Genomic DNA, 25485 nt, shown 5'->3' on the forward strand with positions numbered 1-25485 from the left:
GGCCGTGCGGGCACCTCAGGCCATCCGGGCCAAAACGGCAGCCATGGAGTCGTAGGTGTCACGGATCCCGGAGGCGTTGTTGAGGCGGTACCGCTCCAGTCGGATCGCACCCAGATGCCGTGCCTCGTAGAGGAGGGTCCGCCAGGCGTCAGCCGGCGAGGTGCCGCGGGGTCCGTAGGTACTCCAGAACGCCGTCCGTTCATCCCGCTTGGCGCTGGCCATCCGGATGGTCCAGTCGGCAGCCGGATCACCGAACAAGGTGCGGTCCAGGTCGAGAATCCCGCTGATCACCGGCGTTGGGGCAGGAGCGAGCATCGTATTGACGGTCCACAAGTCGCCCGTGAGCAGCCGGGGTTCGGTGATCTCGTCCAGCACGTCGCGGTGCTCGGCTGCGAGGGCGGCCGCCGTGTCTACGTCTGTGGCGTCCAGACCGACGCGGCTGACATCCGCGGCGATGTCGTGCAGGGAGGCCACCACGGCTTCACTCCAGGTGGGGTGGCCGGGCCCGGCGACGGGGCCGAAATGCGGGCCCCGTACGGCATGGACGTCCTGTGCGATCGTGCCGAGCTGGGCGAAGAAGCCGGGCCACAGGTCGCGGGGGTAGTCGCCGAGGCGCTGGCGAGCGGGTGTACCGGCAAGGTGGCTTTGCACCATCCAGTCCCGGCCGATGACCTCATGCGACCAGTCGGCGAACAGCACGTCGGGAATCAGGTCCGCGACGGGCGCGAGGAAGGGCACGGTGGCGTACTCGTTGCGCATCAACGCGTGCTCCGAGGCGAACTGGCGCTCCGGTGCCGGGGCGACGCGCAGGATGACCGGCGCGCCGAGACCGTCTGCGGTGATCCGGGACGTGGTGTTGTACATGCCGCCGTCCAGCTCCACGGCAGAAGTGACCTGGACGGTGGTGCCGAAGGCTCGCCGGCACATGGCCTGGATGTCCTCGGCGGTGACGGACTGCTGGAAGGCCTCGGTTTCACGGGGGATCGGTCGGAAGTCCATGTCGCCCCTTATACGCCTCGCGCCATGACGGCACCGAGGAGTCGCTTCTGGCGCAGCGAACTCGCACCGGGAACGCGGCGCGGACCCCGACAGGCAGCTCTGCCGGGGTCCGCTGTGCTCGATTGCTACGCCGGTCGGGTCAGCTCATGACCGGCCACTTCAGTGGATCGTTGTAGTAGCCCTGGGTCAGCTCGACCGCGGAGGCCTTCTGGCCCTCGGGAACCAGAAAGACGTTGCAGATCTTCTCCGACTGCCTGCCGCTCAGAGGCTTCTCGGTGTCCGCCGCCGGGCAGTTCGGCCACTTGGCCTGTCCCATGAGGACGATGAGGGCTTTGGTGCGCTGCCCCTTGTCCGTCGCGACGACCAGGTCGTCGTCCATGTCGCCCACGGTCATGGCCTTGCCGCTGTTGTGGGTGAGCGTGGCCCACACGTACACGGGGACCTGGGGGCCGTCACTTTTGTCGAGCTGCAGACCGGATTTCTCCACCTCAGCCTTCGTCCCCGTCTGTACTTTCGTGGGGGTGACCGTGAAGGTGGCGCCCTTGGACTTCTGCATGGTGGATTCCTGCGGCGGGCTGGCCTCGCCCAGGCGGTAGACGGTCTTGCTGTCCGCTGACCGGGACTCGGAGCCGCCCTGGTTGTTCACCGGCTCCGAGTCGTTGCAGCTGGTCAGCGCTACAGCCAGCGTCACAGCACCCGCCGCTACCGCCATGACGCGCATTCGCGTGCGCATGTTCCTCTCTTTCCCCGTTGATCGTTCCCGTCGCCGGGCAGCGTCAGGTCGTGCTTCGACGGGAGGCTTGGCTCAGGCGCGGGCCGCCACACCGCGCGGGATGCGCGGGAGTCCGGTGACGGCCGGCTCCTCGGCCGGCGGGAGGACGGATCCGGAAGCCCACCGTTCGAACTGGCCGGCCCGTACGACCGGGTAGATGAACCGGAGGCCCGAGCCCGCAGTGGCGTCGGCCATGAGGTTCAGGAGGTTCACGACCAGGAGGTCACCTCGGTCCTGGGCGCACACGGCCGCCTCTTGCCACCAGGCACCGGTGTCCTCCTCGGCGTCCGCTTCCGGGACGTCGAGACAGACCATGATCCTTACGTTGCTCGGGCCAGCCCACCGGCCTTCGGGGGCCTCGGCACGTTCCGGGCGGACGCCGACGATGCGGTCCGCGCGCACGAGTTGACCGCTGGCCAGCCTGATCCATGTGGCGTTGAGCATGGAGTCTGCTCCTTCGGTGGCACGTACGCCGCCGGGCAGGCCCGCAGTGGACCCGCCCGGCGGCGTTTGGCATCAGGCGATGTACTTGCTGGCCACCCAGCCCGTACGACCGTCCTGCGGGCCGTTGAGTACGTAGACCCGCATCCAGCCGGCCTTCTTGGCCTTGCACTTGACCTCGACGCCGTCGCCCTCATGCAGGAGCCCGAGTGCGGCGTAGTTCGTGCCGGAGCCGGCCCGGAACTTGGTGTTCGTGGTCGGATACGTCCACCAGTAGCCCGCCGGGTACTTCTTCCCGCAGGCAGAGGTACCGACGACGGCCTTCGTCGTGGCCGCCTCAGCTGACCCCGCGAGCACGGGGACGACCAGCGTGGCGGCGGCCACGGCGGTCACCATCGTCTTCCGGATGGTTGCGCCGGCCATCAGACGGCCCGGGGGTCGGCACACGCGAGCTTGACCCAGCCCTTCTTGGCAGTCTTGCCGTGGTGCCAAGTGCCCCACCAGTAGCTGATGTTGTCGTTCTTGTCGAGCCACGACTTGGTGATGTGGCCGTAGTCCGCGCCCTTCTGGTACACGTACATCACGTGCTTGCCCTTGCCGTTCGGCTTGGTGCGCACGTCGGCCTTCTTGCAGGTGATCGGCTGGTTGAAGGTGTCGGCCGCCGAAGCCTGCGGCGCGATCGCCGAGACGCCCACACCTGCTGTGAGAGCGAGACCCAGCCCAGCCGCGGCCGTGGCTCGGCCCATGAGTGTCTTCATCGTTTCGTCCTCGCTATTACCTGCGGATGCCGCTCCGGGACACGGAGCAGTTCTCACCGCTCGAACGTGTGCCAGACCGAGCACTGTGTGGGCTTGTGCTTGCCCTTCACCGCGCAGACCCGCATTTTGAAGACCACTCCGCGGTAGAGCGTCGGTGTCTTCCAACTGCCCTGGCCGTTGGCCTTCGTGTCCTTGACGTCGACGACGAAGTAGCCGTCGCGGTTGGTGCGGACCTGAGTGATCGCGCTGTAGCCGTCCCGCCGGAGATCATTTGCGTAGACGTGGCCGTTGTTCTCGTTGTAGAAGCCCTCGGCACGCCCATGTTGGGACGTCCACCAACCGGAGCTGTTGGCGGAGGCGGGTGTGGCGGCCAGACCTCCGACGAGGCCGAGGCTCAGGGTCGCCACGATCGCGCCGACGCGAGCGCGCGGGCTGCTGATCAGCCGGTGCACGAGGGGTCCTCCGGGATGCACGTGCCCGTGTCGTCCGCGCTGGTGTGGAGGAGGTCGCTTCGGATCCAGCCGGTCTTGCCCTTGGCGTTGCCGGTGGTCATCTTGACCCGGTACCAGATGCCGCTGTCGATGACCTTGACGTCCTTCTCGGAGCACCGGTTGCCCTTGTAGGCGATGCCCACCGGCGTAGAGGTGACGGAGGCCTTGGAGCGGACCTTGGCGGAGGACGCGGTGACGTAGCAGCCCTTCGCGGCGGCTTGTCCTGTGGCGGCCTGCGCGGTACCGGCGGTCGCGACCAGGCCGGAGCCCGCCAAAGCGGCCGTCAGTGAGAGGGCGCCTATTGCTATTCGTGCGCGCACGTGTTTCCCCGTTCGATTTTTCCGGCACTCCCGTGAATGCCTTTGCGTTCGGGACGAGACGGAAGTCAATTGAAGTCTCTTGCGCATGTCAACTTTTTGCGCATTCCGAAATAGGGGTCGTCTCCGTGAGATTTCGCGTGACGCAAATCCCCAGTTCAAGACCCTTGTGGGCATGCATTTTTGCGCCGGGCGGAACGGGCTCTTTTCGCGTGACGCAATAACCGCCCGCAATGCCAGATTTGATGCGATGTAAGCGCTCTCGCCTTTTCGCGTGCCGGATGTACGATGCACCTGAGGCCCGAGTGGTTGATCAAGCAATCAAGGGGGTGGTCGCCGGGCGCGGGCCGAAGTCGAGGCCCGATGAATGAACGCCAGAAGGGTCGACAGGCCCGACGGGGACAGCCGCTCAACTCGGACCTGGAGAAAGCGGCTTGCATGGCGAGGGAAGACCACCTTGTTCAGCAGGGCAAGCAACACGACCGATGGAGAACCGACCACCACAGATTCACGACCAGCGAGCGGAACCGCGCACGCCCAGCGGGTCAAGATGGTCGAGAGAGCATTCACGCTCCTCGACGGGCCCGCACACGGTCCCAGCGAAATCGCTGAGGTCACCGGCCTCAGCGTCACGGCGGTGTACCGCATTTTGCAGTCCGGAATCCCCAGCATGTACTTCGTGCAGCTGCCCGGGAGGAAATACCGCCTTGGCCCCGGCGCGGCCAAGATCGGCATGCAGGCAATGGTGCACACACCGGGCACCGAGACGTCCCACCCACTCCTGGAGCAGCTGAGCAGCGCCCTCGACGCCATGGCGATGCTGTGGGTGATCTCCCCGTACGGCGGTCCCCGCCGAGTGCTGGCCGACTACGCGCCAGGCCGGTACGACCTGGACGCGCTGGGCCTGACCGCCGACCAACTGGTGGCTGTGGGCGGCTCCCTGAGGGTTGGACCGTCCGGCCGGGTGATCGCGGCGCACCTCCCTGCCCCGCTGGTCGACACCGTGCTGACCGATGCCGTCCCCGCAGGTGCCGGCCCCGGAGTGCTGGGAGGAGCCGACGACTTCCTGGCGTCACTGCCGGAGATACGGGACGCCGGCTACAGCCTGGGCCGCGAGGAGATCGCCGGATGGGGCGAGGTCGCCGCCCCAGTGCTGTGGGGCGACGCCGTCTACGGCGCGATCAGTTCGCTCAAGCCGTCCTCACTGCTGAAGGACACGAGGGGCGCGATCAAACGGACGGTGGCAGCCGCCGACCGGTTCAGCCTGCTGGTGTCCAGCGGGGGTCTGCCTCACCTGACCGGATGACGAGCGGGGAAGAGGCTGTCCGCGCCTGCGCGTTCGGCCGTCGCGTGCCCTGCCGGATCAACTGACGGCCGTCTACCTTTCGCCGACGGAACAGCCGGGCGCACGGCGCCGGGTCCGCCCCCCGACTTGAGGGCGGACCTGGCGCTGGCCTCGTACAGCACGAGGCAGCGTTCAGCGGCGGACGTGAATGCGGACCTGGACCGTCCCGCCCGTGGCGGCCGCCGCGGCTCCGAGTCCGATCACAGGGGCTAGGTAGTCGCTGTTGCCGCTGAGGGTGAGCACGATGACGGCGATGATCGTGCCCAGCACGGATAACGCGCTGATCCAGGTGAGCGCCTTCGCCGTGGTCGAGGGAGGCGCCGAGGCGCTACGGTCGGTCTGAGTCACGGGGATGTACTCCTCCAGTTCCGGGGATTTTCTGTGACCCGGGGAGAAGTCGGCCGGACCGGCGTGACGGGCTGTCCAGCCCGGCTTCCCCTCGGGAGATCGTGTGGTGCAGTTCGGACCGGTGCGCGCGCCGGTATGGTCCCGATCGAAGCCGAGCACGATGCGCGCCAGCACCCTCTTCGGGCGACGGACTCCGTTAACGCCGTTAAAGATCGTCTTGCGTGCCGTCATCGAAGCGCGGTCGTCTCGCGTGCGAGGCAGCTCCCTGAACGTGGCCGCGACGTGGCCACGCTTCGCCGAGATGGCCGTGAAGTGGCCGAGGAATGGCAATGGTTCGGCGTTGACATATTTCCCGGGCCATGGATGTCCGGAGCGCCCTGGCCCTCTGTCCTCCCTTCTGCTGGCACTCCGATGGAACGCCGACACCGCCTCGGTCACGAGACCCCTCGGGCGTGAACCTTGTGAGCGATGCACGCCAGGCGTGAGAACCCGTGATCGGTCTACGTGAGGTGATCGAAGCACCTCGTGGTGCGCGAGTGGATGCCTCTGCCGCAAGTGGGGTGAAGTGGGAAGCAGCCCGCCGCAGCATCAAATTGGGGTGCTTTACGCCTTTGCTCCGAGCCCCTGATGTCCGGTACGCCCGTCTTCGGGGACGGGGCTGCGCTCACGGAAGTGGGGCGAAGTGGGGGACCGCTAACCCTTGACATGTCGGGTGGATGCGTCGAACTGGAGATGCTCGACGCGCAGACCTGCACCTTCTTCCCCAAGGACGTCGAAGCACTGTTCCATTTACGCGGGATGGCGGGTTATGGTCACGCTCTGCGAGATCTTGTACGGAGGTGCCCCGGATGGAGAACGCCGCGCCCGCACGCCGAGGTCGTCCTCCGGGCATCCGAACTGCCGAGGGGGAGCTGACGACCCGCCAGGCAGCGATCGTCCGCTGCATCACGGAGGCGGTCCGCCGGCAGGGCTACCCGCCGTCGATGCGGGAGATCGGCAAGGCTGTGCATCTCGCCAGCACGTCCTCGGTCGCCCACCAGCTGATGGCCCTCGAGCGCAAGGGCGTCCTCTACCGTGACCCGCACCGTCCCCGCGCCTACCGAGTCAGACCTTCGTGGGCACCCGACTTGGGGGACCGGAGCGAGGCGCCCGTCGACGTGCCGCTCGTCGGTCGGATCGCCGCCGGCGCACCCCTGCTCGCCACGGAGATGGTCGAGGACGTCTACTCCCTGCCCCGCCAGGTCGTAGGCGAGGGAGATCTCTTCGCCTTGACCGTGTCCGGCGACTCGATGATCGACGCGTCGATCTGTGACGGCGACATCGTGACCGTGCGCCGCCAGGACAGCGCCGACCACGGGGACATCGTCGCCGCACTCCTGGAGGACGAGGCCACCGTCAAGGTCCTGCGCCGTCAGGACGGGAAGGTGTGGCTGCTTCCCCGCAATCCTGCCTACAAGCCGATCCCCGGTGACCAGGCTCAGATCCTCGGCAAGGTCGTCAGCGTCCTGCGTGTGCTCTGAGGCGCCGGAAAACCCTTGGAGATCCGCCTGTCGATCCTGCCAAGCTGAGCGCACCGAAGGGGTGTAGCTCAGAGGCCAGAGCGCCGGCCTCCAAACCCGGATGCCGCAGGTTCGACTCCTGCCACCCCTGCCACGGGCGCCACTACAGCGTTGCCGCCCGTCCGTCGTCACTGCTGAACGCGGAGCCCGTCCCGCATGCCTGGCAGTAGCGGAATCCGAAAACGGTCGCTGCCGCCTGCTCCGCCGCGAGACGATGACCCCGTCCTTCGGAAACCGGTGCCCACGGAGGCCTTCGTGTCCAGGATTGTGCTCGCCACCGACCACGTCCACGACCACGGCGGAGATGACCGACGGCGCTGGGCTACTCCCATGTCGTACGAAGAGGAGCGGGAGGGCGCGATCGTCGGCCTGGTGACTCAGCTCTACGACACGGTCCTGGACGACTGCCAGCCGTGCCGCCAGCAGCTCCTGAACGTTCTCAAAGACGACCCCGCGACCACCGGGATCCTGGTCCACTGGGCCTGCCTGGTCACTGCCGAGACCTACGGTGAACTGCCCGAAGTGCTCATGGAGGGCAGCGAGCCGGCCGACGCACCCTTCCACCCCACGGCGTCGTTCCGGAAGGTGGCCCAGGCATACGACGCCAACTGGGGCACCGTCGACGGGGCGACCGGGGCCGTGCGCGAGGCCTGCGCAGCGTGTACGGCCGAGGAGCGGCTCGCGGCGGCAACGACGGCGCTCGAACTCCTCGTCGGCTTCGCAGAGTTCGATGTCGACTTCCTTTATCAGTAACCGGCCGCCGATCCGCACAGGCTAGGTTCGGTGGCACACCGGCTCCCGCGCTGTATGCCTGCGGTCGTGCGCTCACGGTTGGTGCGAGCAAGGTCGATAACCTTGGGCTCGTTCGGGCGGGCGGCGTCGACGTGTAAAGGACTATGGGATGGGCGAGGGGATCATGGCGAACTTCCGGCGCCGGCGAGCCGCCGAGCGGCCCCTGGGCGAGCAGAACCACACCTACAACGCCGCCAAGACCTTCCAGGACGCGATGTACGCCCTTGGTGCCGCCATGGTTCAGGACTACCGGGCGGGCAAGAGTGCGGAGGAGATCGTCAAGCAGGCTGCCTTTGCCCTTCCCGAAGCCGACGGCCGCACGCTGTTGCACTCCTCGCGGCTGATCCACGACGCCCTGGACGCGTTGGGGCCGTGGATGCGCGAGCCGGACGGCCCGATCGTCGTCTTCCCCCATGGAACCCGGGCGGCGACGATTTCCGCAGGCTGGGACCACGAAGACGAGGCCACACGCCGACGGCTGCTCAGCGGCCTGGACGAAGCTCTGCAGGCCGCCGGGATCGGATACCGCGACCCTGAGACGAAGCGACCACTGACCGCGCAGGACCTGGTCTCGGACGACCGGACCTCCCCCGAGCTCTACCTTCTCGACGCCCCCGACCTGGTGGAGTCCGTACCTGCCTGACCCGTGGCTTCCGTGGTTACAGACACTTCATCCGGAGACCGCGCGCGTTCGAGACGGATGTGGCACCGTGGACTTCAGGCCGGGCCCGTCACTCCCCCCGTGGTGGCGGGCCCAGCCTTTACCAGCCGTGGAGTTCGTCAACGCTTCGTCCGCTGGGAACGGCGCTGGCCAGGAGGCGTAGGCGCCTCGGGGATGGGCTCCGGGTCTCGCTTCCACCAGTGCAACAGCCGGAACGCCCGTTCGCTGTTCTCCGGGGGTCCGTACAAGGCGGTGCCGACCACCATTGCGAACATGGACATCCCGAAGATGGCCACGACCGTCTGGAGACCGGAGCCTGTGGCGTGCGGCTGCGCAGCTTCCGTCTGGGTGGTCTCGGCCTGAGGCATGGTGAGGTCCTTCTGATCGGCGGCTGCGGGCATGCTATCCGCCGGCGTGCGCTCCACGGTTGGGCCGGGCGCTCAGGGATTCGAGATCAACTTCCGGACGCTGCGAGGAAACTGGGCCAAAGCCCTGTCGGTCTGGTTGAGTGCATCGATGATCGAGGCCCGCGGGCAAAACCGCCTTGGTCCGGCGTCAGGCAGTAGGGGGACGGGAGTTGATGGCGAGGGCGGCGGGGTAGAGCACCTGATGCCCGTAGCGTGCCCGGGCACGGTCGGCGACGGCTTCGATCGCGAGAGGCCTCTCGTCCCGCGCGTCGAGCGTGAGCTGACGGGTGGCCAGGTCGGCTGGCCGAAGGGCGTCGGCGCGCAGCGCGATGGTGAGGACCCGTGCGCGCTGGAGCCCGAGGGATTCGTAGACCGCGTACACCGCGCGGGCCAGAAGCACGGTGTGCTGAGTCGCCTCAGACAGGACACGGCTACGGCGGGTGGAGCTCCGGTCGGCATAGTGGATGGTGCAGGTCAGGCCGGTCGCGATCTGGCCGGAGGCACGGAGACGGGCGCCGAGGTCGTCGGCGAGGGCGATCAAGGCACGCCGGTGGGCGGCCGGGTCGAGTTCGTCGCGGTCAAAGCGGTACTCGCTGCTGATGCTCGCCGGAATCGGGGTGGCGTCGACGACCTGGGTGTCGCGGCCCTGGGCGTGCTCGTGGAGGGCGCGGCCGGCCCGGGCGCCGAGCAGACGTTGCAGCGTGAGCTGGGGGACATCGGCGACGTCGCCGACGGTGTGCAGACCGTACTCGCCGAGCGTCGCGGCGATCCGCACGCCCACACCGGGCAACTCGTGGACCGGGCGCGGGCGCAGGAAGGCGGAGATCGCCTCGGGGGAGTCATCGACGACGGTGCGCTGCCCGGGCGGGGTGAGGGCGCAGGCCATCGCGGCGAGCATCCGGTTGGGAGCGCACCCCGCCGAGCTGCGCAGACCGAAGTGGGCGAGCGCACGCAACTGGACCAGCTCGGTCAGGCCGCGGGCGTCCCGCTTCCAGTACGGGATCGCTCCAGTGAGGTCGAGGGCAGCCGAGTCCGGCCCGATCACCTGCACGCGGGGCGTGACGTTCTCCAGCAAGCGGCGCAGCTCCTCGGGGAGTTCGGCTTCCTCGACGGCCGGAACGTCGAAGCGGAGGTGGAGGAGGTGGCGTCCGCTCATCGTGATCACCCTGCGCTTCCCTGACTCCGGTGCCCGAGCCGGCGCAGGTCTGCAGACCGGGTGCCGGCGGGCTGAAGGTCGGCGTACGGGTGGAGGCGTGCGCCCGCGGTGCCGTCGGCAAGGGTGCGCTGCGGTGCTGCTGGTTGGGCCGGGGTGGGGGCCGGGTCGGTGCGGCCGAGCAGGTCGAGGGCGGCTTGAGGGCCATGGTCGCGGCGGGCGGCGGCCACTTCGTCCAGGTCCCAGGCCATCTCGCCGACCACCGTACGGCGCGCGCCGCGGGACTCGACGGTGCCGCGCACGAGCAGCAGACCGGAGTGGAACACGGTGCGCGCGCAGGCCTCGTGGGAGTTCTCGAAGAAGGCGAGATCAACCAGGCCGGTGCCGTCCTCCAGGGTCACGAAGATGATCCTCTTGCCGGACGCGATCGGCGGGGTCTGGGTGGAGGCGCGGACTCCGGCGACCAGGACCTTCTGGCCGGGGATCATGCCCCGCAGGTGCGCGGCAGTGGTGGCGCCCAGTTCGTTCAGCAGACGGTGATGGTGCTCCATCAGGTGATGGGTGACGTCGATCTGGAGCGTGTCCAGCTCCGCGCCGAGTTTGTCCCGGCTGGTCATCTCGGGCAGCCCGCTCGGGGCGGAAGTCACCAGCTCGCCGCCGAGCGGCAGTTGACCGTCGGTGGCAGTGCGGGAGCGAGACTGCCGATGGAGCTCGGTCGCCTGCAGCAGGAGATCCCGCCGGGTGAGGTCGCCCGGGAGCGGGCCGAGCGCGCCGATCCGGATCAGCCGCTGCGCGATCGGCAGGGAGGGACGGGCGCGCTGCCACAGGTCCTGCAGGCCAGTGTAGGGCTGGCCGGCCACGAGCCGCGCGACCTCACCCTCGCTGATCCCTTTGATGTTGGAGAAGGCAAGGCGCACGCCCCAGCCCTGCTCGGTCTGTTCGACCTGATGCACGGCGCGCGAGTGGTTGACGTCGACGGGCAGGATCGGCACGCCGTGGCGGCGGGCATCGGACACGACGAGCCGTCGCGGCCACATCCCGGGGTCGTGCTCCAGGAGCCCGGCGTACAGGAACGCCGGGAAGCGTGCTTTCAGAAAGGCGCTCTGAAGTGCAGGAACAGCAAAAGCGACAGCGTGCGCCCTGCAAAATCCATATGCGCCATGGCTGGAGATGGTCTCCCAGACCTCGTCCAGCACGGCCGTGCTGTAGCCGCGGTCACCGGCCGTACGACGGAACCACTCTTCGACGCGGGGGAGCCGGTCGGGGTCGCCAAGGGCGCGGCGGGCGTACTCGCCGGCAGCGCGATCGCAGCCGGTCAGCTGTGTGAACGTCGCGATGATCTGCTCGTGCCAGATAGTTACGCCGTACGTGTCCGACAGGATCGGTTCCAGGTCCGGGTGCGCGTACCGCGGGGCCGCACCGTGCCGGGCCGCTATGAAGATCGCAGGCATGCCTCCGGCTACCGGCCCTGGACGAAATAGCGAGATGTCGGCGATGACGTCCTGCATGTGCCGGGGCTGCAGCCTGGACAAAAGATCTTGTTGACCAGGTGACTCCAATTGGAACAGGCCCACGGTGTCCGAAGCCTGGATCATCTCGAAGGCCAGCCGGTCGTTGAGGTCGACGTGGTCGGGATTGTCGAGATCGAGGACTCTCCCCGTGGCACGCCGGATCTCCGCAACCGCGTGCGCCATCGCACTCTGAAGACGGATTCCGAGCACGTCCAGCTTCAGAAGGGCGTAGCCGCCGAGCTCGATGTCCTCCTTGTCGGCCTGCACCATCGGATAGCCGGCCGGGGTCGGCTGCACCGGCAGCCGGTCCAACAGTGACGCGTCGGACAAGATCACCCCGCAGGGGTGCATGGCGTAGCCGCGGGGCAGCGCGTCCAGGCCCTCGGCGAGCTCCCACAGCGGCCCGAACTTCTCTGCCTGGGAGGCGAGTTGCCGCAGCTCCGGCAGCTCCGCCAGCGCCGCGCGGATATCCCGCGCCCTGATGTGCGGGAAACTCTTGGCGATCTCGCCCACGACCTGGGGCGGAATCCCGAGGGCAAGCCCGGTGTCCCGCAGGGCGTGCCTTGCCCTGTAGGTCTCGGGCATGCCGGTGACCGCGGTCCGCTCTGTGCCGAACCGCTTGATGATCGCGTCGTACACCTCCAGGCGCCGCTCGGACTCCACGTCGAGGTCGATGTCTGGGAGCGACGTCCTGCGCTCGTTTACGAACCTCTCGAACAACAAATGGTGGTCAAGGGGATTGGCCGTGGCGATGAACAAGGAGTGGTTGACCATGCTCCCCGCGCCGGAGCCGCGCGCGGCGACCCGGATCCCCAGAGCCCGGGTATCGGCGACCACCTGGGCCACGGCGAGGAAGTACGCCTCAAAGCCGGTGAGCCGTCCGATGACTTCGAGCTCGTAGTCGAGCTGTCGTACGGCGCGTTCGTCGCGGTCCAGGCCGCGAGCGACCATCCCGGCCTCACACCGCTGCCTCAGCAGCCGCATCCCCGAACCGGGCTCCGAGCCCGCACCCACGACGGACGGCTCGGGGAAGTGAGGGGTGCCCAGGCCGAGGTCGGCCGGGGTGAGGGTGCAGGACTGCCCGGTGGCCTCGGTATCGGCCAGCAGGCGTACGGCACGGGCGGACTCGTCGCCGACGGCCTGGGCGATCCGCTCGGCGACCGCGGACATGGCGGCCGGGCCCTTCAGCCACCGCTCCCCGCCGTCCAGGTGCCGGCGGTCCACGGGCCGCAGCAGCCGGGCCGCGTCGAGCACGTCGGCCAGCCGGTGCTGACCGGGATCGGCGTAGCGGACCGCGTTCGTCAACACGGCGCGTACGCCGAGCTGGTCGGCCAGACCCACGGTGCGCGCGGCCAGCCGTAGCGAGCCCGCGCCGGTGCCCTCCCGGCCCAGATACACGGTCTCCAGCCGCAGCCGTTCGCCGGCCAACTCCCGCCACGGCGCGAGCAACTGCTCGGCGACGTCCGGGCGGCCGGCGGACAGCGCCCGCACCGGCTCGGAGGAGGGACCGAGCAGCATCACCAGGTCCTCGTCTGCGTACGCGCGCAAGGCCGCCCAGGACACCACCGGCGCCGCACTGTCGGCCTCGGCGTGTGCGGCGGACACCAGGCGGCACAGTCGCGCCCACCCTGCCGCGTTCTGCGCGAGCAGGGTGATCCGCAATGGCGGCTCCACCACATGGGCGCCGCCGCGTACGGGCGTACGCGGCCGACCGGCAGCCGGGTCGGGCGGGCGGACGGGGGCAACGGCGACGTCGACGCCGAAGACGGGGCGGACGCCGGCGGCCGCGGCGGCCTTGGCGAAGCGCACCACGCCCGCGACGGTGTCCCGGTCGGTCAGTGCGAGCGTCGTCATCCCATGCTCTGCAGCACCCTGCACGAGGGCATCGGGGAGGGAAGCGCCGTAGCGGGCGGAGTAACCGGAGGCGACGTGCAGATGAGTAAATCCACCGCTGCGCACCTCCTGCCTCTCGTTTGTCCCTCCCCTGACCGGTGTCCCTCCAGGTCTCCACCATAACCGAAAACCGAAAATATGTTCGAACTCGTCGAGTGGTGCCGTCCACGTGTCGCCCGAGGGGCGCCAGGTCCGTTCTCGTGCCTACCCCCTCATGGCCGCAGCGGCGGGCCGGCATGTTGCCGTCTGGAGTGCCGTACAACTCCGGCAGTGAGTAATGGTCCGTTTGGATCACTCGCATGCCGTAGGCTGCGGTCTATCGACGCGGGGTGGAGCAGCTCGGTAGCTCGCTGGGCTCATAACCCAGAGGTCGCAGGTTCAAATCCTGTCCCCGCTACCAACTCCGGCCCCCTTGACCATGTCGCGGGGGCTGGATGCGTTATGCGGCACGGTGAATGACCTCGCCCCGCTCCTTCGTCCACGTTCGCAGAGGCTCACGCTCCCCGCTGGTGTCCTCCAGCAAGACGATGGTCACTCCGTCACGGCTGCCGTGGATCCCCAACCAGCCGCGGAACTTCTCCAACGCCACCGCGTGGTCGGTCCAGGTGCCTTCCACCGCCGGGCCGCTGGGCCTGAACTGCATCGTGACGTGCCATGTCCCCACGGGGCCATCCTGCCCGACCAGCCGCTATGCGACGACATGCGCGACAGATCCGGCCGGGCACGGCCAACCGGTGGGTCTCCGCTTCTGCTCCCGCGCGTCACGCCCGGTGCGGAGCGCTCGTCCGGTGCGCTGGAGGCCATGGCCCGTGAGGATGTCCCCGTACGCCCGCCCGTCGAGGTCGTACGCCCCGTCACCGCGAGGGACCTTCCTGCCGAGGACCACTGGCCGGGCGCCCAGACCCGCTATGAGGTCAAGGCCGACGGGTGGCGGGCCGTCGCAGGCGTACTCGAGGAACACCGTCCTGTTCTGTACTCCCGGCAGGGAGGCGACCTCAACGCGATGGCCCCGGAGGTCCTGGACGAGCTGCACGATATGCCGGTCGGCACGGTCCTGGACGGAGAGCTGTGCGCCGTGGTCGGCGACCGCCTCGACTTCACCGCGCTGGCCCGCCGCCGTGGCCGTGACCGCCGGCGCTGGCCACCGATCGTGTACCTGGTCTTCGACTGCCTCGCCATCACCGGCACCGACCTGCGCCCCCGCCCGCTGCAGGAACGCCTAGACCGGCTCGGCGAGTTGTTGCGGCCACCGCCCGGTGTGATCCAGCCGGTGCCCGCCACCACCAGCCGCACGGAGGCCCTGGCCTGGTACAAGGAGCTCCGGCCCCATGGCCTGGAGGGCTTGGTCGCCAAGGGCCTGGGCAGCCCCTACGCTCCCGGCCACACCCGCTGGCTGAAGATCAAGCATGTCGACACGGTGGACACGGAGATCGTGGCGATCGCGGGCTCCCCGGCCCGCCCCGCCTACCTCATCATCCGGCTCCCGGACGGCACCCTCGCCCAGACCGCGCAGCTGGACAGCAGCCAACGCGCCGCCGTCGGCCGGGCTCTCGCCGCCGGCGTCCGGGAGGCGCTGCCCGGCGGGGGCCACCGAGTGGTCACGCCGCTGCTCGCTGAGGTCGAGGTGGGCACCACCCGGCACCGGACCGTGCGGTTCGTTCGTCTCCGCGAGGACCTGGGTCCGGCAGAGCCGGGGCCGTCCGGGTGAACAGCGCGGTGTCGCCAGCGCCCTGACTGGAGCCCGGACGTTACAAGGAGGGGGAACCGGCGCGGGAAGGAACGGGCGGAGGGCCAATGGCGACATGGCAGGACGAGCCGGGCGCCCGGGAATGGCGCCAGGCCGTGGAGACGGCCGACCGTGTCCACGGCCCAGGCGTCCCCCCGGGCGAGCTGCCGGGCTACCGCCAGGGCTGTGCTGCGATCGACGAGGTGGTGCGACTTCTGGCCGACCCCACCGTGCCCGGGGCGCTGACGGCGGCCCGGTCGGCCATGCGGCGCGCGCTGCGGGTGATGCCTCAGTCTGGGCCTGACCAGCTGTGCTACGAACAGCGCTGGCGCGGACGTCACAGATGGGACGGTCCGCTGCAGGTGTGCGACCGGCCGACCTGCGGCCGCTGCCTACCACTGAAGGCGGCGGCGGAAGAGGCACGCCCAGCGTGAGCCACCGTTGGACAGCCTGAGGCGAGACCACTCCCGAGAACGCATGACCTGCGGGCGCGGCGGTCGACGATGCGAGGCTGCATAGCGCGAGCAACATAGGATCCATCAACGTGGCACACACATTCGACGGTCTCGTGGAGATGCAGAAGGCGGCCGACGAGGCGCACGCCCGGGTACTGGAACTGCGGAACACCTACGGCCGTCCCACGGTGACTCCGTGGCCGCCAGAGCAGACCGAGACGTACGAAGAGGCCTGGCAGCACTGGAGGAAGCTAGCCGGTGAAGTCCAGGCCGCCGTCACCGCGCACGCCAACGGCGAGGACAAACCCCGGTTCGAAGTTGAGGCCGCAGTACGGACCACGGCCCGGCATCCGGAAACGGCGACAGCCTAGAAGGTCACCGCGCCGGTCCTCTGGTCTGCATCACCGCAACGATCGCGCACCCAGCGGCAGACGCGCGTAGCGCACCGCGGGCAGTCCAGCACGCAGCCGACTTCGAACTCCGGCCGGTTGTACGGGATGACGGACACCGTGCCGGCGCACCCCACTCCATCCCGGCGCGGTCCGGAGGTATTGGGCCGGGGCGGTGCGCGCCGGACGGCACCGCGGCCGGTGTAGCTGGAGCCGGGCCCGGCGGGTCTGCGGGCTGGAGCCTGCGGCCGGGGGAAATCTGCGGTGTTGCGGCGGCTCGCCCGGCAGAATCGGGTGATCGACACGCCCTTTGGGGGAGCTATGCAGGAACTCCGGTTCGATGACATCCGGTTCACAGTGGAGGTCGGCAGCGATCAGACATGGCTGCGGCGCGCCCTGGGAGCTCACGAGCTGTCCGTTCAGCTCGCCGTGGGAGTGTCACCGTTCGCTGAGGCCGGGAAGATCCTCGCCCTGGAGGCGGACCTGTTCGGCTTCGAGGCGACGGGGCAGCGATCCCGGCTCGCCCGGACCACGGCGAACCTGGCGTACACCCCGACGGTGACCGTCCACCGGGAGACCCTGTCGTTCCCGCTGACCTCGTTGCAGGTCCACGCCATCGAGGAGGGCCGCACCGGCGACGTACGGTTCGAGATCGACCTCAACGCGACCCTGCCGCAGGCGCCCGGCTACCCGGGGAGCACCCAGGACACGGCGCACATCACCATCGCCAAGAGCCGGTGGGAACAGCAGCTTGCCCAGCTGGGGCCGTCCGCGGCGTTCGAGATGGCGGTGCCGTACCCGCTCGGCGATCCGGGGCGGGACGAGGTCGGCCGGACGCTGCGGGAGGCGCAGCGGCTGCTGACGGTGGGCGAGGTCCGGGCGTCGATCCTGGAGGTCAGGCGGGCGCTGGAGTGGGTCCGGGAGAACGTCACCTGGGACAACCCCGGGTCGAGGAAGCAAGCCAGCCAGTGCAACCAGACCGAGCGGTGGTGGCGGATCCAGGACGCGCTGTACAGCCAGACCTGCGGCGCCCTGCACAACGACGCGGTCACCAAGGACTTCGAGTACGACCGGGCCGAGGCGGAGACGCTGCTGGCGATGACCGCCGCACTGCTGCGGAACGTGCCCGTCACCAGCGCGTGACGAGGCGGCCCGGCGACCGCCCCGCGACCGAGACGAGGACCGCATGGCAATCGAGCACAACGGCATTGCAGGCCCCTACTTCGAGTACGACGGACTGCCCGCCCTGCACCCGGTGGATAAAGATCTGCCGCTGATCCATCCGTACGCCCCGGTGACGCCCGGCCGCTACGTCACGCCCGGCGGCGGACGGCTCACCATCCGCCCGCCCGAGAAGCCCGCCCACATCCGGATCACGCTGGACCACCTGGGCTGTCCCGCCCAACTCACCGACGAGAAGAACGCCGCCTTCAAGCGGCTCGCCCTGGCCGCCGAGGGCCACTGCGTGCACGCCGGGTGCCGACACCACGCCGCGTACGCGGACGGGGTGCTGCGCATCTTCGAGGTGCGCACCGGGAGCATCGCGCTCGCCGAGTTCGTGCGCGCCGCGCTCGCGGTCGAGCTGGGGGACTTCACTCCCACGGACCGGCTCTTGCAGGAGACCGAAGCGCTGGCCGGGCCTGTCCGCCAGGCGAGCGAGGGAGACCGGGCCAACGGCGGCTAGACGTATCGTGTCCGCTCTTGCGTGTTCGGCTGTCCCTGCCGCCGAGGGGGGGAGGGCTCACCCGGCGGCTGCCCCACCGCTGCGAGTGGTAGACCACGGCACACGGCACCCCATCACGCAAGGCGATGTGTACCGCACTGTGCGAAACCGGTACGGTCACCGCATGTCTGGGGATCACAACACACAAGGCGCTGCTCGCAGGGGAGTTGGCGCGGGCGTGGTCAGCGCCGAACTGCCGGCGCAGAGCGGACCGCCGCTGACGGAGTTCGAGCTCTCGGTCGGCGAGCGCAAGATCCTCCAGTTCAAGAGGAAGCCCCAGATCACGGCCGTCGCTGAACTGGTGTGGAACGCCCTGGACGCCAACGCCACCGAAGTCGATGTCGAACTGCGCCGCTCCAGCATGCAGGCGATCACCGAGGTCGTGGTGACCGACAACGGTCATGGCATGACACCCGAGCGGGCGCGCACCGCTTTTCAGGCGTACGGCACTACGTGGAAGACGACCAGGACGCATACCGAGGGCGGGGAGCGCATCCTGCACGGCCGCAACGGTGAAGGCCGGCTCTTCGCCTTCGCCCTGGGCGACCAGCTCACCTGGGAGTCCGCTGCCTGGGAGTCCATGGATTTTGGCGACTCCTTGGTCGGGGTCCGGATCCGCGGCAACGCCGACCACGCCACCGTCTGGCAGGTTGAGGAGACAGAGCCGACCCGGGACAAGCCCGGCACGACAGTCCGCATCTCTGTTCCCCAGGGCAAGCCCCTGAGCAGCCTGGAGCGCGACGACGCCGCTGCGAACCTCACCGCGAAGCTGGCGTTCTACCTCCGGGCCTACCCGCACGTGCGCGTCACGTTCGACGGCAAACGGCTCGACCCCAGCGACATCATGGTGGGCGACCCCGTCGACCTGGAGCTGGACCTGCCGGAGGAGTACGCCGGCGAGGACCCGCCCCCGGTCGTGACTTTTGTCGAGTGGAACAAGCGGATGAGCGACCGCAGGATGCTCATCTGCAACGCCGACGGCATTGCCCTCGGCGAGCACGGCAGCGACTGGTCCGACGGCATCATCAGCTTCACCCCGTACATGCGCGCCAATCTGTTCAACGGCCTGTCCGTCGATGACCTGCACGGCCTGACCATGTCCCATTCGGGGCTCCTGGATGCGGCCCTGAAGGCCGTCCAGAAGCACCTGGCTGTTCGCGGCGCCCAGATCTCGGCAGAGGTCGTGCGGCAGCTGAAGACCGAAGGCATCTACCCCTACGACGACCAACCGGCGACCGGCACGCTCGCTATAGAGCGCCAGACCTTCGACGTCGTCGTCACCGCCGCCCGCCACGCGCTGCCCAACAAAAGGGCCGCCCGTAGCCTGTCCGTCAATCTCATCCGCACAGCCCTGGAGAGCAACCCCGGCGACCTCCACACCATCCTCGAAAAGGTCTTGGCGCTCAGCGACGACGACCGCCGGCACTTGAAGAACCTTCTCGACAGCACCGACCTGACCCACGTCATCGGCGCGGCCACCACCGTCACCAACCGCCTGAACTTCATCCAGCTCTTGCGCAAGATCCTCGCCGACGAACACCTCCGCAAGAACCTCCGCGAGGTCGACCAGCTCCACCCCATGGTCAACAAGAACCTCTGGCTGTTCGGCGAGGACTGGCACATGACCAGGAGCGAGATGGGACTCACCAACGTCCTCCAGGCCCACCTGGAAGACCACCTCGGTGAAGACATCGTCCTGGAGCACGAACTCGAACCCGTCACCCAGCCGGACGGGCGCAGCGGCCGCGTCGACATCCTGATGTTCCGCAGCCGCCGGGACGACAACTCCACTGAACGCCTCGTCATCGAGCTCAAGCGACCGACCGTGAAGGTCGGCCCGAAGGAACTCGATCAGATCAAGAACTACGCCCGGGCCATCATCGACGACCCCCAGTACAGCGGGGTCGGCTGCAAGTGGCGCTTCTACCTCGTCACCTACGACTACTCGGACAAGATCCGTCGCGACATCCGGCAGAAGGACCGCCCCGCCGGCCTCGCCGACGTACAGGACAACTACGAGGTCTGGGTCAAGAGCTGGGGCGAGATCCTCGACGCTGGGGAGAAGAAGCTGCGGTTCTTCCAGGAGCAGCTGAACTACGAGGCGACCGACGACCGCGTCACCCAGCACCTACGCGAGAGCTACTCACACTTCATCCCTGACGCCCTGGCACAGCCGCAAGGGCAGGCTGAAGCTGAGCCGACGGGCCCGCCGGAACAGGAACAGTGAAAAGGCGAGGCCCCGAGACCGGTCGGCGAGACTCCCACTGACAGAGGACCGCCAGCCTGTGGCGTCGTACCTTCTGCAGAACCTGTTCCCACCTCGAAGGAGAACTCGTGGACGGTCCAGTGCGGCCGCGTCTGGAATCCGAAGCGTGGCCTGGCTCATCATCGTGGGATGGCTGAGCAGATGGACCTTCAGCGGTTGCGGAGCCTTATCGAAGGCGTGTGCATCACGCTGTACCAGCGATATGGGCATGAGGATCTGCCAGCGCTGTGCGAGCGACTTGGCTTGCCCTCGCCTCCTCCCAAAGACCAAGCGACCAAACACGAGCGCTTGACCGCGAGCCTGAGGGCATGCCCGGACGACCGACTGCCTCATGTGGCTCAGGCAGTTCTCGACAGCGAGCCGCTTCTAGCTCCCGAGCGGATGGAACTGCAGGACGTTGTGTGGCTCGGTGGCGATTACGTGGAAATACCCGGCCGTACGCGGCGAGAGTTGGCCAAGGAACTCGACCTCTCCGATCACCTTAAGTATCCGGACCGCTTTCTGACCCTGCTGGGCAGCCTGTGGGATCTCGGTGAGGACGAGTTCAACGTGTGGGGGCCCCACCTTGGCACCCTGCGCTCCGACATCCAGCGCCATGTGATCAGGTTTCCAGACGACTGGTCGACCGAGGACCTCTTCGAGCAGCTCAGAGCCTTCGAAGCCCCACATCCTCGATTCGGCCGCTTCCTCGAGGGCCTGGCCGCCCCAGAAGCTCTTCCTGACGAGCAGGCACAGCGCCGCTTCGTCGAACTGGCCGACCGCCATCTGCAGCCGGTCGGCGCACAGCTCCGTCAAGGAGGGGAGACGGACGGATACCCCCAGTTCCACCTGCACAAGCTCGGTCGCGGCACCGCCCGCCGACCGCGCAACCTCATCTTCGCCACCCAGGGGAAGCCCGACATCCGCTTCACCAGCGCCCTCGACAACGACATCGAGATCGCCGAACAAGCCGACAAGATCCTGGTCTACAACCACCCGGTAGGCAAGAACGGGCTCCTCTGGAGCGACCTGCTGTCCTGGTGGCAGGAAACCCGCGGCATCGCGGACACGGAGACGGCCAGCCGCACCCTTTACGACCGCATGCAGGCTTCCCTGCCACGTGAATCCGCAGGCCAGAAGAACCTGTTCTGGCTCTACCACAACCTCTACAAGGGCCAACTGCTCGACGTACCGGCGCTCCTGCCAGAGATATGGGTGCACTGGGACCCCAAGACCGTCCGCGAGCGCGGGGAGCGTGCCATGCAGAACCTCCGCATGGACTTCCTCATGCTGCTGCCCGGGAACCGCCGCGTGGTGCTGGAGGTCGACGGCATGCAGCACTACACGCGCGACGGAGGAGCCGTACCCGACAGCGCAAAGTACGCCGCCACCATGGCCGGTGACCGCGACCTGAAGTTCCGCGGATACGAGGTGTTCCGGTTCGGCCACGACGAACTGCGCGACCGCGAGCGCGCCCGCCCCGTGCTCACCGACTTCTTCCGAACGCTTCTGGGCCGTACACCTGACAGCTGCCCGTAGCTGTTCCACCGGCGGCGCGTGGCCCCTGCCGCAGCATCGAGGCAGGGGCCACCCGACCGCCAGACGACGTGATACGCCGCTGGATCAGTCGAAGTCGGGTTCCCAGTCGTCATCCACCTCTTCTTCGGTGCGCAGGGAATGGGCTCTCATGTCCGCCAGGTCCAGTTCGGGTCCAGTCAGTGTGAGGTCGCAGACCCGACACCCGAAGTAGCGCGGGAAGAACCAGATATCCCCATAGTCCCCGCTCTTGTCGCGCCCGCTGATGAACGCAGGATTCCCGCAAGCCGGACACGTCGTGGGTACGTGTAGAAGCCATCGGCTGGGCAGTGGCGCTGCCGCCAGGCTGGCAATCACCGCCGTCCTCTCGCTTTCGGACAAGCCGTCGGTCTTGCTCGCGAAGGTCTCCTGGGCCCGCTGAATCTTGGCGGAGTAGCGGACTGTCAGCTCGGACGTCGTCTCCTCTACGAGGCTCTTGCACGTCTGGTAGTACTTGTCCCAGAACCAGTCTGGTTCCTTCGCCAGCTCGGGCAACAGGGAATCGATGTACTTCACGCCAGATGCTAGGAGTTCCCGGCATTCGTTGGATGACTTCCCCCACCCCATGTGAGTGACACCGTTACGCGCCTCCCTCAAGGCCGCAAGTTGCTGTGGTACCTCGCCCTTTCCTAATTTCGTGAGCCTCATTACGACCCCCGCGCCACTGACGGTTCTGAGACCCGCACGTCCTTTCTCCACCTGGTCTTCCCGGCCGCCCAGTAGCAGCAGATCTTCTAGAGAGGGCTTGATGTCGGCCAGCAGTGTGAGGGTGATGGAGGCTAGGCACGCCTTGGCCAGATGTTCGACGGCTACAGCCATGTGATGGACGGCGAAGTCCTGGTCCGCAGGCTCTTGCAGGTAGGCGTCGATAGATGTCCGGGCCCAACGCTGAGCCGAACTCACCAGGTCGTCACGGATTTCGTCCTTGTCCATCCCAGAACCGTAGGGCGAAGGGAGCGGGAAGATCTCGAATTTCCACCGTTCGTGAGCCGTCTCGTCTTCGCTGAGATGGCCGGACGTCCGGAAGGGCAAGGTTGTGCTCACAGTCGTCTGACCTGCGGTGCCCTTCGGAGGGGCCGGTCGTTGCACGGAGTATGGAGCTGACTGAGGAGCAGGTGGCCACGCTGCGAGATTTTCTTCGCGAAGGTCGTGACCTGCGCGTGGGTAGCGATCCGTGTGATCAGGTCCGGTGGCGTACCGCTGCGCTTGTCTACCTTCGCGGGACAGTGCCGCCCGAACACCACCTGTGGCGAGTACACACGAACTGGGACTACTGCCCGATCCCTGTTGAGTTCCCTTGCACCGGCGTGAAGTTGTTCGCTGAACACTGGGGGCCGGTCATGGGTGTGATCGAGGGCCTGCTCGCGCTACACGAGTCCGTGCCGAGCGCCGGGGCACGAAGGGGCCAGCGGAAGGTTCTTCCGGCCAGCCCCTCAAGGGTCGGTGCTACGCCCACTCCAACCCGAGGGCGGCCAGTACCCGGAGCTTGTCCTCGGTGAGCTTTGCCCGCCTCGACTTCGTGTTCGTCAGGAAGACTCCCAGCTTGACCGAGTGCTCCTGGCCGCCAACCACAACGGTCTCGACGTGGGCCCTGGGAACGATCAGGTGGCCTTCCCGGTTCTTGTACTGCCGCAGGGCCTCAAGGCCCCGTTCGAAGGCACCGGGGCTGCCTTTGCGGGCTTTCGGCGGTGCTTCTTGCTCCGGGGGAAGCGGGACGACCCCGAGCTGTTCCAGGCGCTCGCGCTGCCCGGACTTCAGCTCCTGCCAGACGGTGTGCTGCCTCTGCTTCTGCAGCCACTTTCCGACGTCCATCCCGTGGCAGGTGACGCCCGTCAGGATCTCCGCGAACTCCGCTTCCTCACACAGGAGTTCGCGTACGGCGGCGTAGTGCCGCTGCCAGTCTGCCGGCCACTCGGGGTTCCAGTCCGGATCGATCTCTTTCAACGCGGTTTCCCACTCGGGATGACCCTCCAGGGCGCCGGGGCGGCGGAGGTTGGACAGCCACTGCCCCACCCGTAGGTCCAGGGCGGACGCGGTCCGGGGCGCGCACAGGGTCCAGTTGTCGGCGAAGTAGGCGCGGGCCGCCTCCAGGTTCTCCTGGAAGCGTTCGTCCGCTACGGACCACACCATGCCGAGTTTCTCCAGCCGCCGGGCGCGCAGGCCGGTCATCTGCCCGGCTCCGTAGGCCCGCCGCTGCTCTGCGATCCACCGCCCGAGCGGGTACGCGCCCTCCTTGTGCCCGATCAGCACCCTGGCGTGCCCCTCACGGTCGGCGAACCTCTTCAACGCCGCCCAGCCCCGGGCCCAGTCCTGCTTCTCCGTGTCGATCACGTTGAACGACACCCAGTTCGCGACCATCTCCGGGTCACGCGGAGCCGCGAAACGAAGCAGTAGACGGGACTCTTCCTCGCCATCTTCCGGCGCCGTGCCGATGTACTCGGACGGCTGCACTTCGTCCTTCTGCGGCTCCTGGGGAATGGCGAGCAGTTCCACGGCCTCTTCGTCGTGCGCCCGAAGTCCCTGAAGGACCTGCACCAAAGGCCGGTACGAGGCGGAGGTGAACATGTCCTCCGGCTGCTCGCCGGCCTCCAAGAACACGGGCACGATCAGCGAGGCCAGCTTCCCCTGCCCCGGCTTCTGCCGCAGAGCGCGGCCGATGGCCTGAACGATGTCGTGGGGCGCGCCTTTGGGGTCAAGGAGGGCGACGGAGTCCACGGCCCGGATGTCGACGCCCTCACCCAGGACGCGGCAGTTCGACAGGATCGCTCGGCGGACCGTTGTGGCATAGCTGCCCAGGACCCTGCGCCGGTGGTCCGGCTCGTGCTCTCCGCACAGCCAGTCAGCCCAGATCTTGGCCGGGTACTTCTCCGGCTGGTTGGCGTGCAGTTTCGCCGCGGCGCGCTCCAGGCCCTTCGAGTAAGCCTGTGCCTCTATCGTCCGGTGGTGGAAGGTGATGCAGGTGTTGAGGTTGTGGTGCGCCATGGTGCGCAGCAGCGCCGCGTGGAGAGCCCCGAGCCGCTGACCGCGCACCTCCTCGCTACGCCGCTCCTCGCCCATCAGCCGCTCTGGGGTGACGACCGGGTCCCGGAGTTCCATGACGATGATCTGATAGCGGGCAAGCAGGCCTCGGGAGACCGCTGAGGCGAGGGAGAGCTTGTAGAGGACGGGGCCGAAGATCTCTTCGTCGTCCATGGAGGCCGCCATCTCCTCCGGCAGAGCGTCCCGGACGCCTTCGGCGACCTCCCAGTGCGGGGGTCGCTCCTGCCAGATCCGCGGCGTCGCTGTCAGGTACAGCCGGCGGGCCGCCGGGATGATGTCTTGGTCGTGGACGTCGGCCCACGCCTTCCCCATTGATCCACTTGTCCGGTGCGCCTCATCCACACACACCAGGTCCATGAGGCTAAGTTTCTGGCCGTACGCGCCCTCGAAGGCCTCCGCCAGGACGCCGAGCGAGGCGTATGTGGCGTAGATGGTGACCGGCCCATCGCCGTGCCACAGCGACAGCTGGATCGGGTTGGTGGTGCACCGGACCTTCAGGGTCCACAGCTCCGGGTCGTCATGCAGCGAGCACACCGCCACCGCCGGGCCCTTGTGGCCGGCCGCGCGCCACGCCCGTACGGTCTGAGTCAGCAGGTCCAGCGTCGGCACCAGAACGAGGACCCGCCCCTTGGGCGCGATCCGCTTCGCGGCCGCGGCGGCGATGATGGTCTTGCCCGTGCCGCACGCGGCGTGCACCTGCCCCCGCAGACCGTTCGCGGGGATCCCGCCGGGAGGGACGTCCAGTCCTCGCACGATCGCGGCTACGGCCTCGATTTGATGGTCGCGCAGCTTGATCCCGGTCACCGGTCTTCCCTTCCTCGCGGCCCGTACAGCCGGGCCTCGTGAAACCGCTCCGCTGCGGTCTCTACTTGCCCTCTCCGACTCC

25 protein-coding genes and 2 tRNA genes are annotated in these 25485 nt (G+C 68.1%); 13 read left to right on the forward strand and 14 right to left on the reverse strand.

Annotated elements, in window-relative coordinates; genetic code table 11:
* Nucleotides 1–15 precede the first annotated feature (15 nt).
* From EF387_RS33440 to EF387_RS33470, 7 genes are all read right to left on the reverse strand, one after another.
* Nucleotides 16–999: a phosphotransferase family protein gene (locus EF387_RS33440; protein WP_128380415.1), complete on the reverse strand. Its 984-nt coding sequence runs from the start codon at nucleotides 997–999 to the stop codon at nucleotides 16–18.
* Between the two features lie 139 nt (nucleotides 1000–1138).
* A complete protein-coding gene (locus EF387_RS33445; protein ID WP_128380416.1) occupies nucleotides 1139–1732 on the reverse strand; it encodes a hypothetical protein in 594 nt (197 codons plus the stop codon).
* Between the two features lie 72 nt (nucleotides 1733–1804).
* Nucleotides 1805–2215 carry a hypothetical protein gene (locus EF387_RS33450; RefSeq protein WP_128380417.1) on the reverse strand — a complete coding sequence of 137 codons (411 nt, stop codon included), beginning with the start codon at nucleotides 2213–2215 and terminating at the stop codon, nucleotides 1805–1807.
* 72 nt (nucleotides 2216–2287) lie between these two features.
* Nucleotides 2288–2635, reverse strand: a complete 348-nt coding sequence (locus EF387_RS33455; RefSeq protein ID WP_128380418.1) for an SH3 domain-containing protein — start codon at nucleotides 2633–2635, stop codon at nucleotides 2288–2290.
* Entirely contained in the window at nucleotides 2635–2970 is a 336-nt protein-coding gene (locus EF387_RS33460) for a hypothetical protein (RefSeq protein ID WP_128380419.1), read from the reverse strand. Before EF387_RS33460 ends, EF387_RS33455 begins: the two co-directional genes overlap by 1 nt.
* 53 nt (nucleotides 2971–3023) lie before the next feature.
* Nucleotides 3024–3422, reverse strand: a complete 399-nt coding sequence (locus EF387_RS33465) for a hypothetical protein (RefSeq protein WP_128380420.1) — start codon at nucleotides 3420–3422, stop codon at nucleotides 3024–3026.
* Nucleotides 3410–3781: an SH3 domain-containing protein gene (locus EF387_RS33470; RefSeq protein WP_128380421.1), complete on the reverse strand. Its 372-nt coding sequence runs from the start codon at nucleotides 3779–3781 to the stop codon at nucleotides 3410–3412. Before EF387_RS33470 ends, EF387_RS33465 begins: the two co-directional genes overlap by 13 nt.
* 547 nt (nucleotides 3782–4328) lie before the next feature.
* On the opposite strand from EF387_RS33470, the gene EF387_RS33475 reads away from it, so the two are divergent.
* Complete coding sequence (locus tag EF387_RS33475; protein ID WP_128380422.1) at nucleotides 4329–5084, forward strand: IclR family transcriptional regulator; 756 nt, start codon at nucleotides 4329–4331, stop codon at nucleotides 5082–5084.
* A 171-nt stretch (nucleotides 5085–5255) separates the two neighbouring features.
* On the opposite strand, the gene EF387_RS33480 is transcribed toward EF387_RS33475, so the two are convergent.
* A complete protein-coding gene (locus EF387_RS33480) occupies nucleotides 5256–5471 on the reverse strand; it encodes a hypothetical protein (RefSeq protein ID WP_128380423.1) in 216 nt (71 codons plus the stop codon).
* 848 nt (nucleotides 5472–6319) lie between these two features.
* Here EF387_RS33480 and lexA point away from each other — a divergent pair.
* The 4 genes from lexA (at nucleotide 6320) to EF387_RS33500 (ending at nucleotide 8465) form a co-directional block, all read left to right on the forward strand.
* Nucleotides 6320–6991, forward strand: a complete 672-nt coding sequence (gene lexA, locus EF387_RS33485) for a transcriptional repressor LexA (protein WP_128380424.1) — start codon at nucleotides 6320–6322, stop codon at nucleotides 6989–6991.
* Nucleotides 6992–7048: 57 nt separating this feature from the next.
* Nucleotides 7049–7124, forward strand: a tRNA-Trp gene (locus EF387_RS33490).
* Nucleotides 7125–7285: 161 nt separating this feature from the next.
* A complete protein-coding gene (locus EF387_RS33495; protein ID WP_128380425.1) occupies nucleotides 7286–7783 on the forward strand; it encodes a hypothetical protein in 498 nt (165 codons plus the stop codon).
* A 148-nt stretch (nucleotides 7784–7931) separates the two neighbouring features.
* Entirely contained in the window at nucleotides 7932–8465 is a 534-nt protein-coding gene (locus EF387_RS33500; RefSeq protein ID WP_128380426.1) for a hypothetical protein, read from the forward strand.
* Between the two features lie 137 nt (nucleotides 8466–8602).
* Here the strand turns inward: EF387_RS33500 and EF387_RS33505 are convergent, their stop codons facing one another.
* From EF387_RS33505 to EF387_RS33515, 3 genes are all read right to left on the reverse strand, one after another.
* Nucleotides 8603–8851, reverse strand: a complete 249-nt coding sequence (locus tag EF387_RS33505) for a hypothetical protein (RefSeq protein WP_128380427.1) — start codon at nucleotides 8849–8851, stop codon at nucleotides 8603–8605.
* A gap of 187 nt (nucleotides 8852–9038) precedes the next feature.
* Nucleotides 9039–10046, reverse strand: a complete 1008-nt coding sequence (locus EF387_RS33510; RefSeq protein ID WP_202918444.1) for a DNA polymerase Y family protein — start codon at nucleotides 10044–10046, stop codon at nucleotides 9039–9041.
* A gap of 5 nt (nucleotides 10047–10051) precedes the next feature.
* Nucleotides 10052–13513, reverse strand: a complete 3462-nt coding sequence (locus EF387_RS33515) for a DNA polymerase III subunit alpha (RefSeq protein ID WP_128380429.1) — start codon at nucleotides 13511–13513, stop codon at nucleotides 10052–10054.
* Between the two features lie 257 nt (nucleotides 13514–13770).
* Here EF387_RS33515 and EF387_RS33520 point away from each other — a divergent pair.
* A tRNA-Met gene (locus EF387_RS33520) sits at nucleotides 13771–13847 on the forward strand.
* Nucleotides 13848–13886: 39 nt separating this feature from the next.
* Here the strand turns inward: EF387_RS33520 and EF387_RS33525 are convergent.
* Nucleotides 13887–14111, reverse strand: a complete 225-nt coding sequence (locus EF387_RS33525) for a hypothetical protein (protein ID WP_238431843.1) — start codon at nucleotides 14109–14111, stop codon at nucleotides 13887–13889.
* 138 nt (nucleotides 14112–14249) lie between these two features.
* Between EF387_RS33525 and EF387_RS33530 the strand changes: the two genes are divergently transcribed.
* The 7 genes from EF387_RS33530 (at nucleotide 14250) to EF387_RS33560 (ending at nucleotide 21524) form a co-directional block, all read left to right on the forward strand.
* Entirely contained in the window at nucleotides 14250–15155 is a 906-nt protein-coding gene (locus tag EF387_RS33530; protein WP_162467256.1) for an ATP-dependent DNA ligase, read from the forward strand.
* A gap of 86 nt (nucleotides 15156–15241) precedes the next feature.
* Nucleotides 15242–15607, forward strand: a complete 366-nt coding sequence (locus EF387_RS33535; protein ID WP_128380431.1) for a hypothetical protein — start codon at nucleotides 15242–15244, stop codon at nucleotides 15605–15607.
* 110 nt (nucleotides 15608–15717) lie between these two features.
* Nucleotides 15718–15999 (forward strand): hypothetical protein, encoded by a 282-nt coding sequence (locus tag EF387_RS33540; protein ID WP_128380432.1) that lies wholly within the window; start codon nucleotides 15718–15720, stop codon nucleotides 15997–15999.
* 339 nt (nucleotides 16000–16338) lie between these two features.
* Nucleotides 16339–17160: a hypothetical protein gene (locus tag EF387_RS33545; RefSeq protein WP_128380433.1), complete on the forward strand. Its 822-nt coding sequence runs from the start codon at nucleotides 16339–16341 to the stop codon at nucleotides 17158–17160.
* A gap of 43 nt (nucleotides 17161–17203) precedes the next feature.
* Nucleotides 17204–17701 (forward strand): DUF6420 family protein, encoded by a 498-nt coding sequence (locus EF387_RS33550; protein ID WP_128380434.1) that lies wholly within the window; start codon nucleotides 17204–17206, stop codon nucleotides 17699–17701.
* Nucleotides 17702–17864: 163 nt separating this feature from the next.
* Nucleotides 17865–19967, forward strand: coding sequence for an ATP-binding protein (locus EF387_RS33555; protein WP_238431844.1), 2103 nt, complete (start codon nucleotides 17865–17867; stop codon nucleotides 19965–19967).
* A 168-nt stretch (nucleotides 19968–20135) separates the two neighbouring features.
* Nucleotides 20136–21524, forward strand: coding sequence for an AbiJ-related protein (locus tag EF387_RS33560; RefSeq protein WP_128380435.1), 1389 nt, complete (start codon nucleotides 20136–20138; stop codon nucleotides 21522–21524).
* Between the two features lie 84 nt (nucleotides 21525–21608).
* Here the strand turns inward: EF387_RS33560 and EF387_RS33565 are convergent, their stop codons facing one another.
* Together EF387_RS33565 and EF387_RS33570 are read right to left on the reverse strand one after the other, a co-directional pair.
* On the reverse strand, nucleotides 21609–22493 hold the full coding sequence (locus EF387_RS33565; RefSeq protein ID WP_128380436.1) for a hypothetical protein: 885 nt from the start codon (nucleotides 22491–22493) through the stop codon (nucleotides 21609–21611).
* 513 nt (nucleotides 22494–23006) lie between these two features.
* Nucleotides 23007–25403 carry a DEAD/DEAH box helicase gene (locus EF387_RS33570; protein WP_238431845.1) on the reverse strand — a complete coding sequence of 799 codons (2397 nt, stop codon included), beginning with the start codon at nucleotides 25401–25403 and terminating at the stop codon, nucleotides 23007–23009.
* Nucleotides 25404–25485: the final 82 nt, after the last annotated feature.

Source organism: Streptomyces cavernae, from assembly GCF_004023625.1.
GTDB lineage: Bacteria > Actinomycetota > Actinomycetes > Streptomycetales > Streptomycetaceae > Streptomyces > Streptomyces cavernae.

Bases quoted from the DNA above. Each gene is read 5' to 3' on its own strand.
- EF387_RS33455 (WP_128380418.1), bottom strand. From the start codon at position 2,635: ATGGCCGGCGCAACCATCCGGAAGACGATGGTGACCGCCGTGGCCGCC.
- EF387_RS33550 (WP_128380434.1), top strand. From the start codon at position 17,204: ATGGCAATCGAGCACAACGGCATTGCAGGCCCCTACTTCGAGTACGAC.
- EF387_RS33560 (WP_128380435.1), top strand. From the start codon at position 20,136: ATGGCTGAGCAGATGGACCTTCAGCGGTTGCGGAGCCTTATCGAAGGC.
- EF387_RS33535 (WP_128380431.1), top strand. From the start codon at position 15,242: ATGGCGACATGGCAGGACGAGCCGGGCGCCCGGGAATGGCGCCAGGCC.
- EF387_RS33555 (WP_238431844.1), top strand. From the start codon at position 17,865: ATGTCTGGGGATCACAACACACAAGGCGCTGCTCGCAGGGGAGTTGGC.
- lexA (WP_128380424.1), top strand. From the start codon at position 6,320: ATGGAGAACGCCGCGCCCGCACGCCGAGGTCGTCCTCCGGGCATCCGA.
- EF387_RS33510 (WP_202918444.1), bottom strand. From the start codon at position 10,046: ATGAGCGGACGCCACCTCCTCCACCTCCGCTTCGACGTTCCGGCCGTC.
- EF387_RS33500 (WP_128380426.1), top strand. From the start codon at position 7,932: ATGGGCGAGGGGATCATGGCGAACTTCCGGCGCCGGCGAGCCGCCGAG.
- EF387_RS33530 (WP_162467256.1), top strand. From the start codon at position 14,250: ATGGCCCGTGAGGATGTCCCCGTACGCCCGCCCGTCGAGGTCGTACGC.
- EF387_RS33475 (WP_128380422.1), top strand. From the start codon at position 4,329: ATGGTCGAGAGAGCATTCACGCTCCTCGACGGGCCCGCACACGGTCCC.
- EF387_RS33445 (WP_128380416.1), bottom strand. From the start codon at position 1,732: ATGCGCACGCGAATGCGCGTCATGGCGGTAGCGGCGGGTGCTGTGACG.
- EF387_RS33440 (WP_128380415.1), bottom strand. From the start codon at position 999: ATGGACTTCCGACCGATCCCCCGTGAAACCGAGGCCTTCCAGCAGTCC.
- EF387_RS33545 (WP_128380433.1), top strand. From the start codon at position 16,339: ATGCAGGAACTCCGGTTCGATGACATCCGGTTCACAGTGGAGGTCGGC.
- EF387_RS33505 (WP_128380427.1), bottom strand. From the start codon at position 8,851: ATGCCTCAGGCCGAGACCACCCAGACGGAAGCTGCGCAGCCGCACGCC.
- EF387_RS33565 (WP_128380436.1), bottom strand. From the start codon at position 22,493: ATGGACAAGGACGAAATCCGTGACGACCTGGTGAGTTCGGCTCAGCGT.
- EF387_RS33460 (WP_128380419.1), bottom strand. From the start codon at position 2,970: ATGAAGACACTCATGGGCCGAGCCACGGCCGCGGCTGGGCTGGGTCTC.
- EF387_RS33450 (WP_128380417.1), bottom strand. From the start codon at position 2,215: ATGCTCAACGCCACATGGATCAGGCTGGCCAGCGGTCAACTCGTGCGC.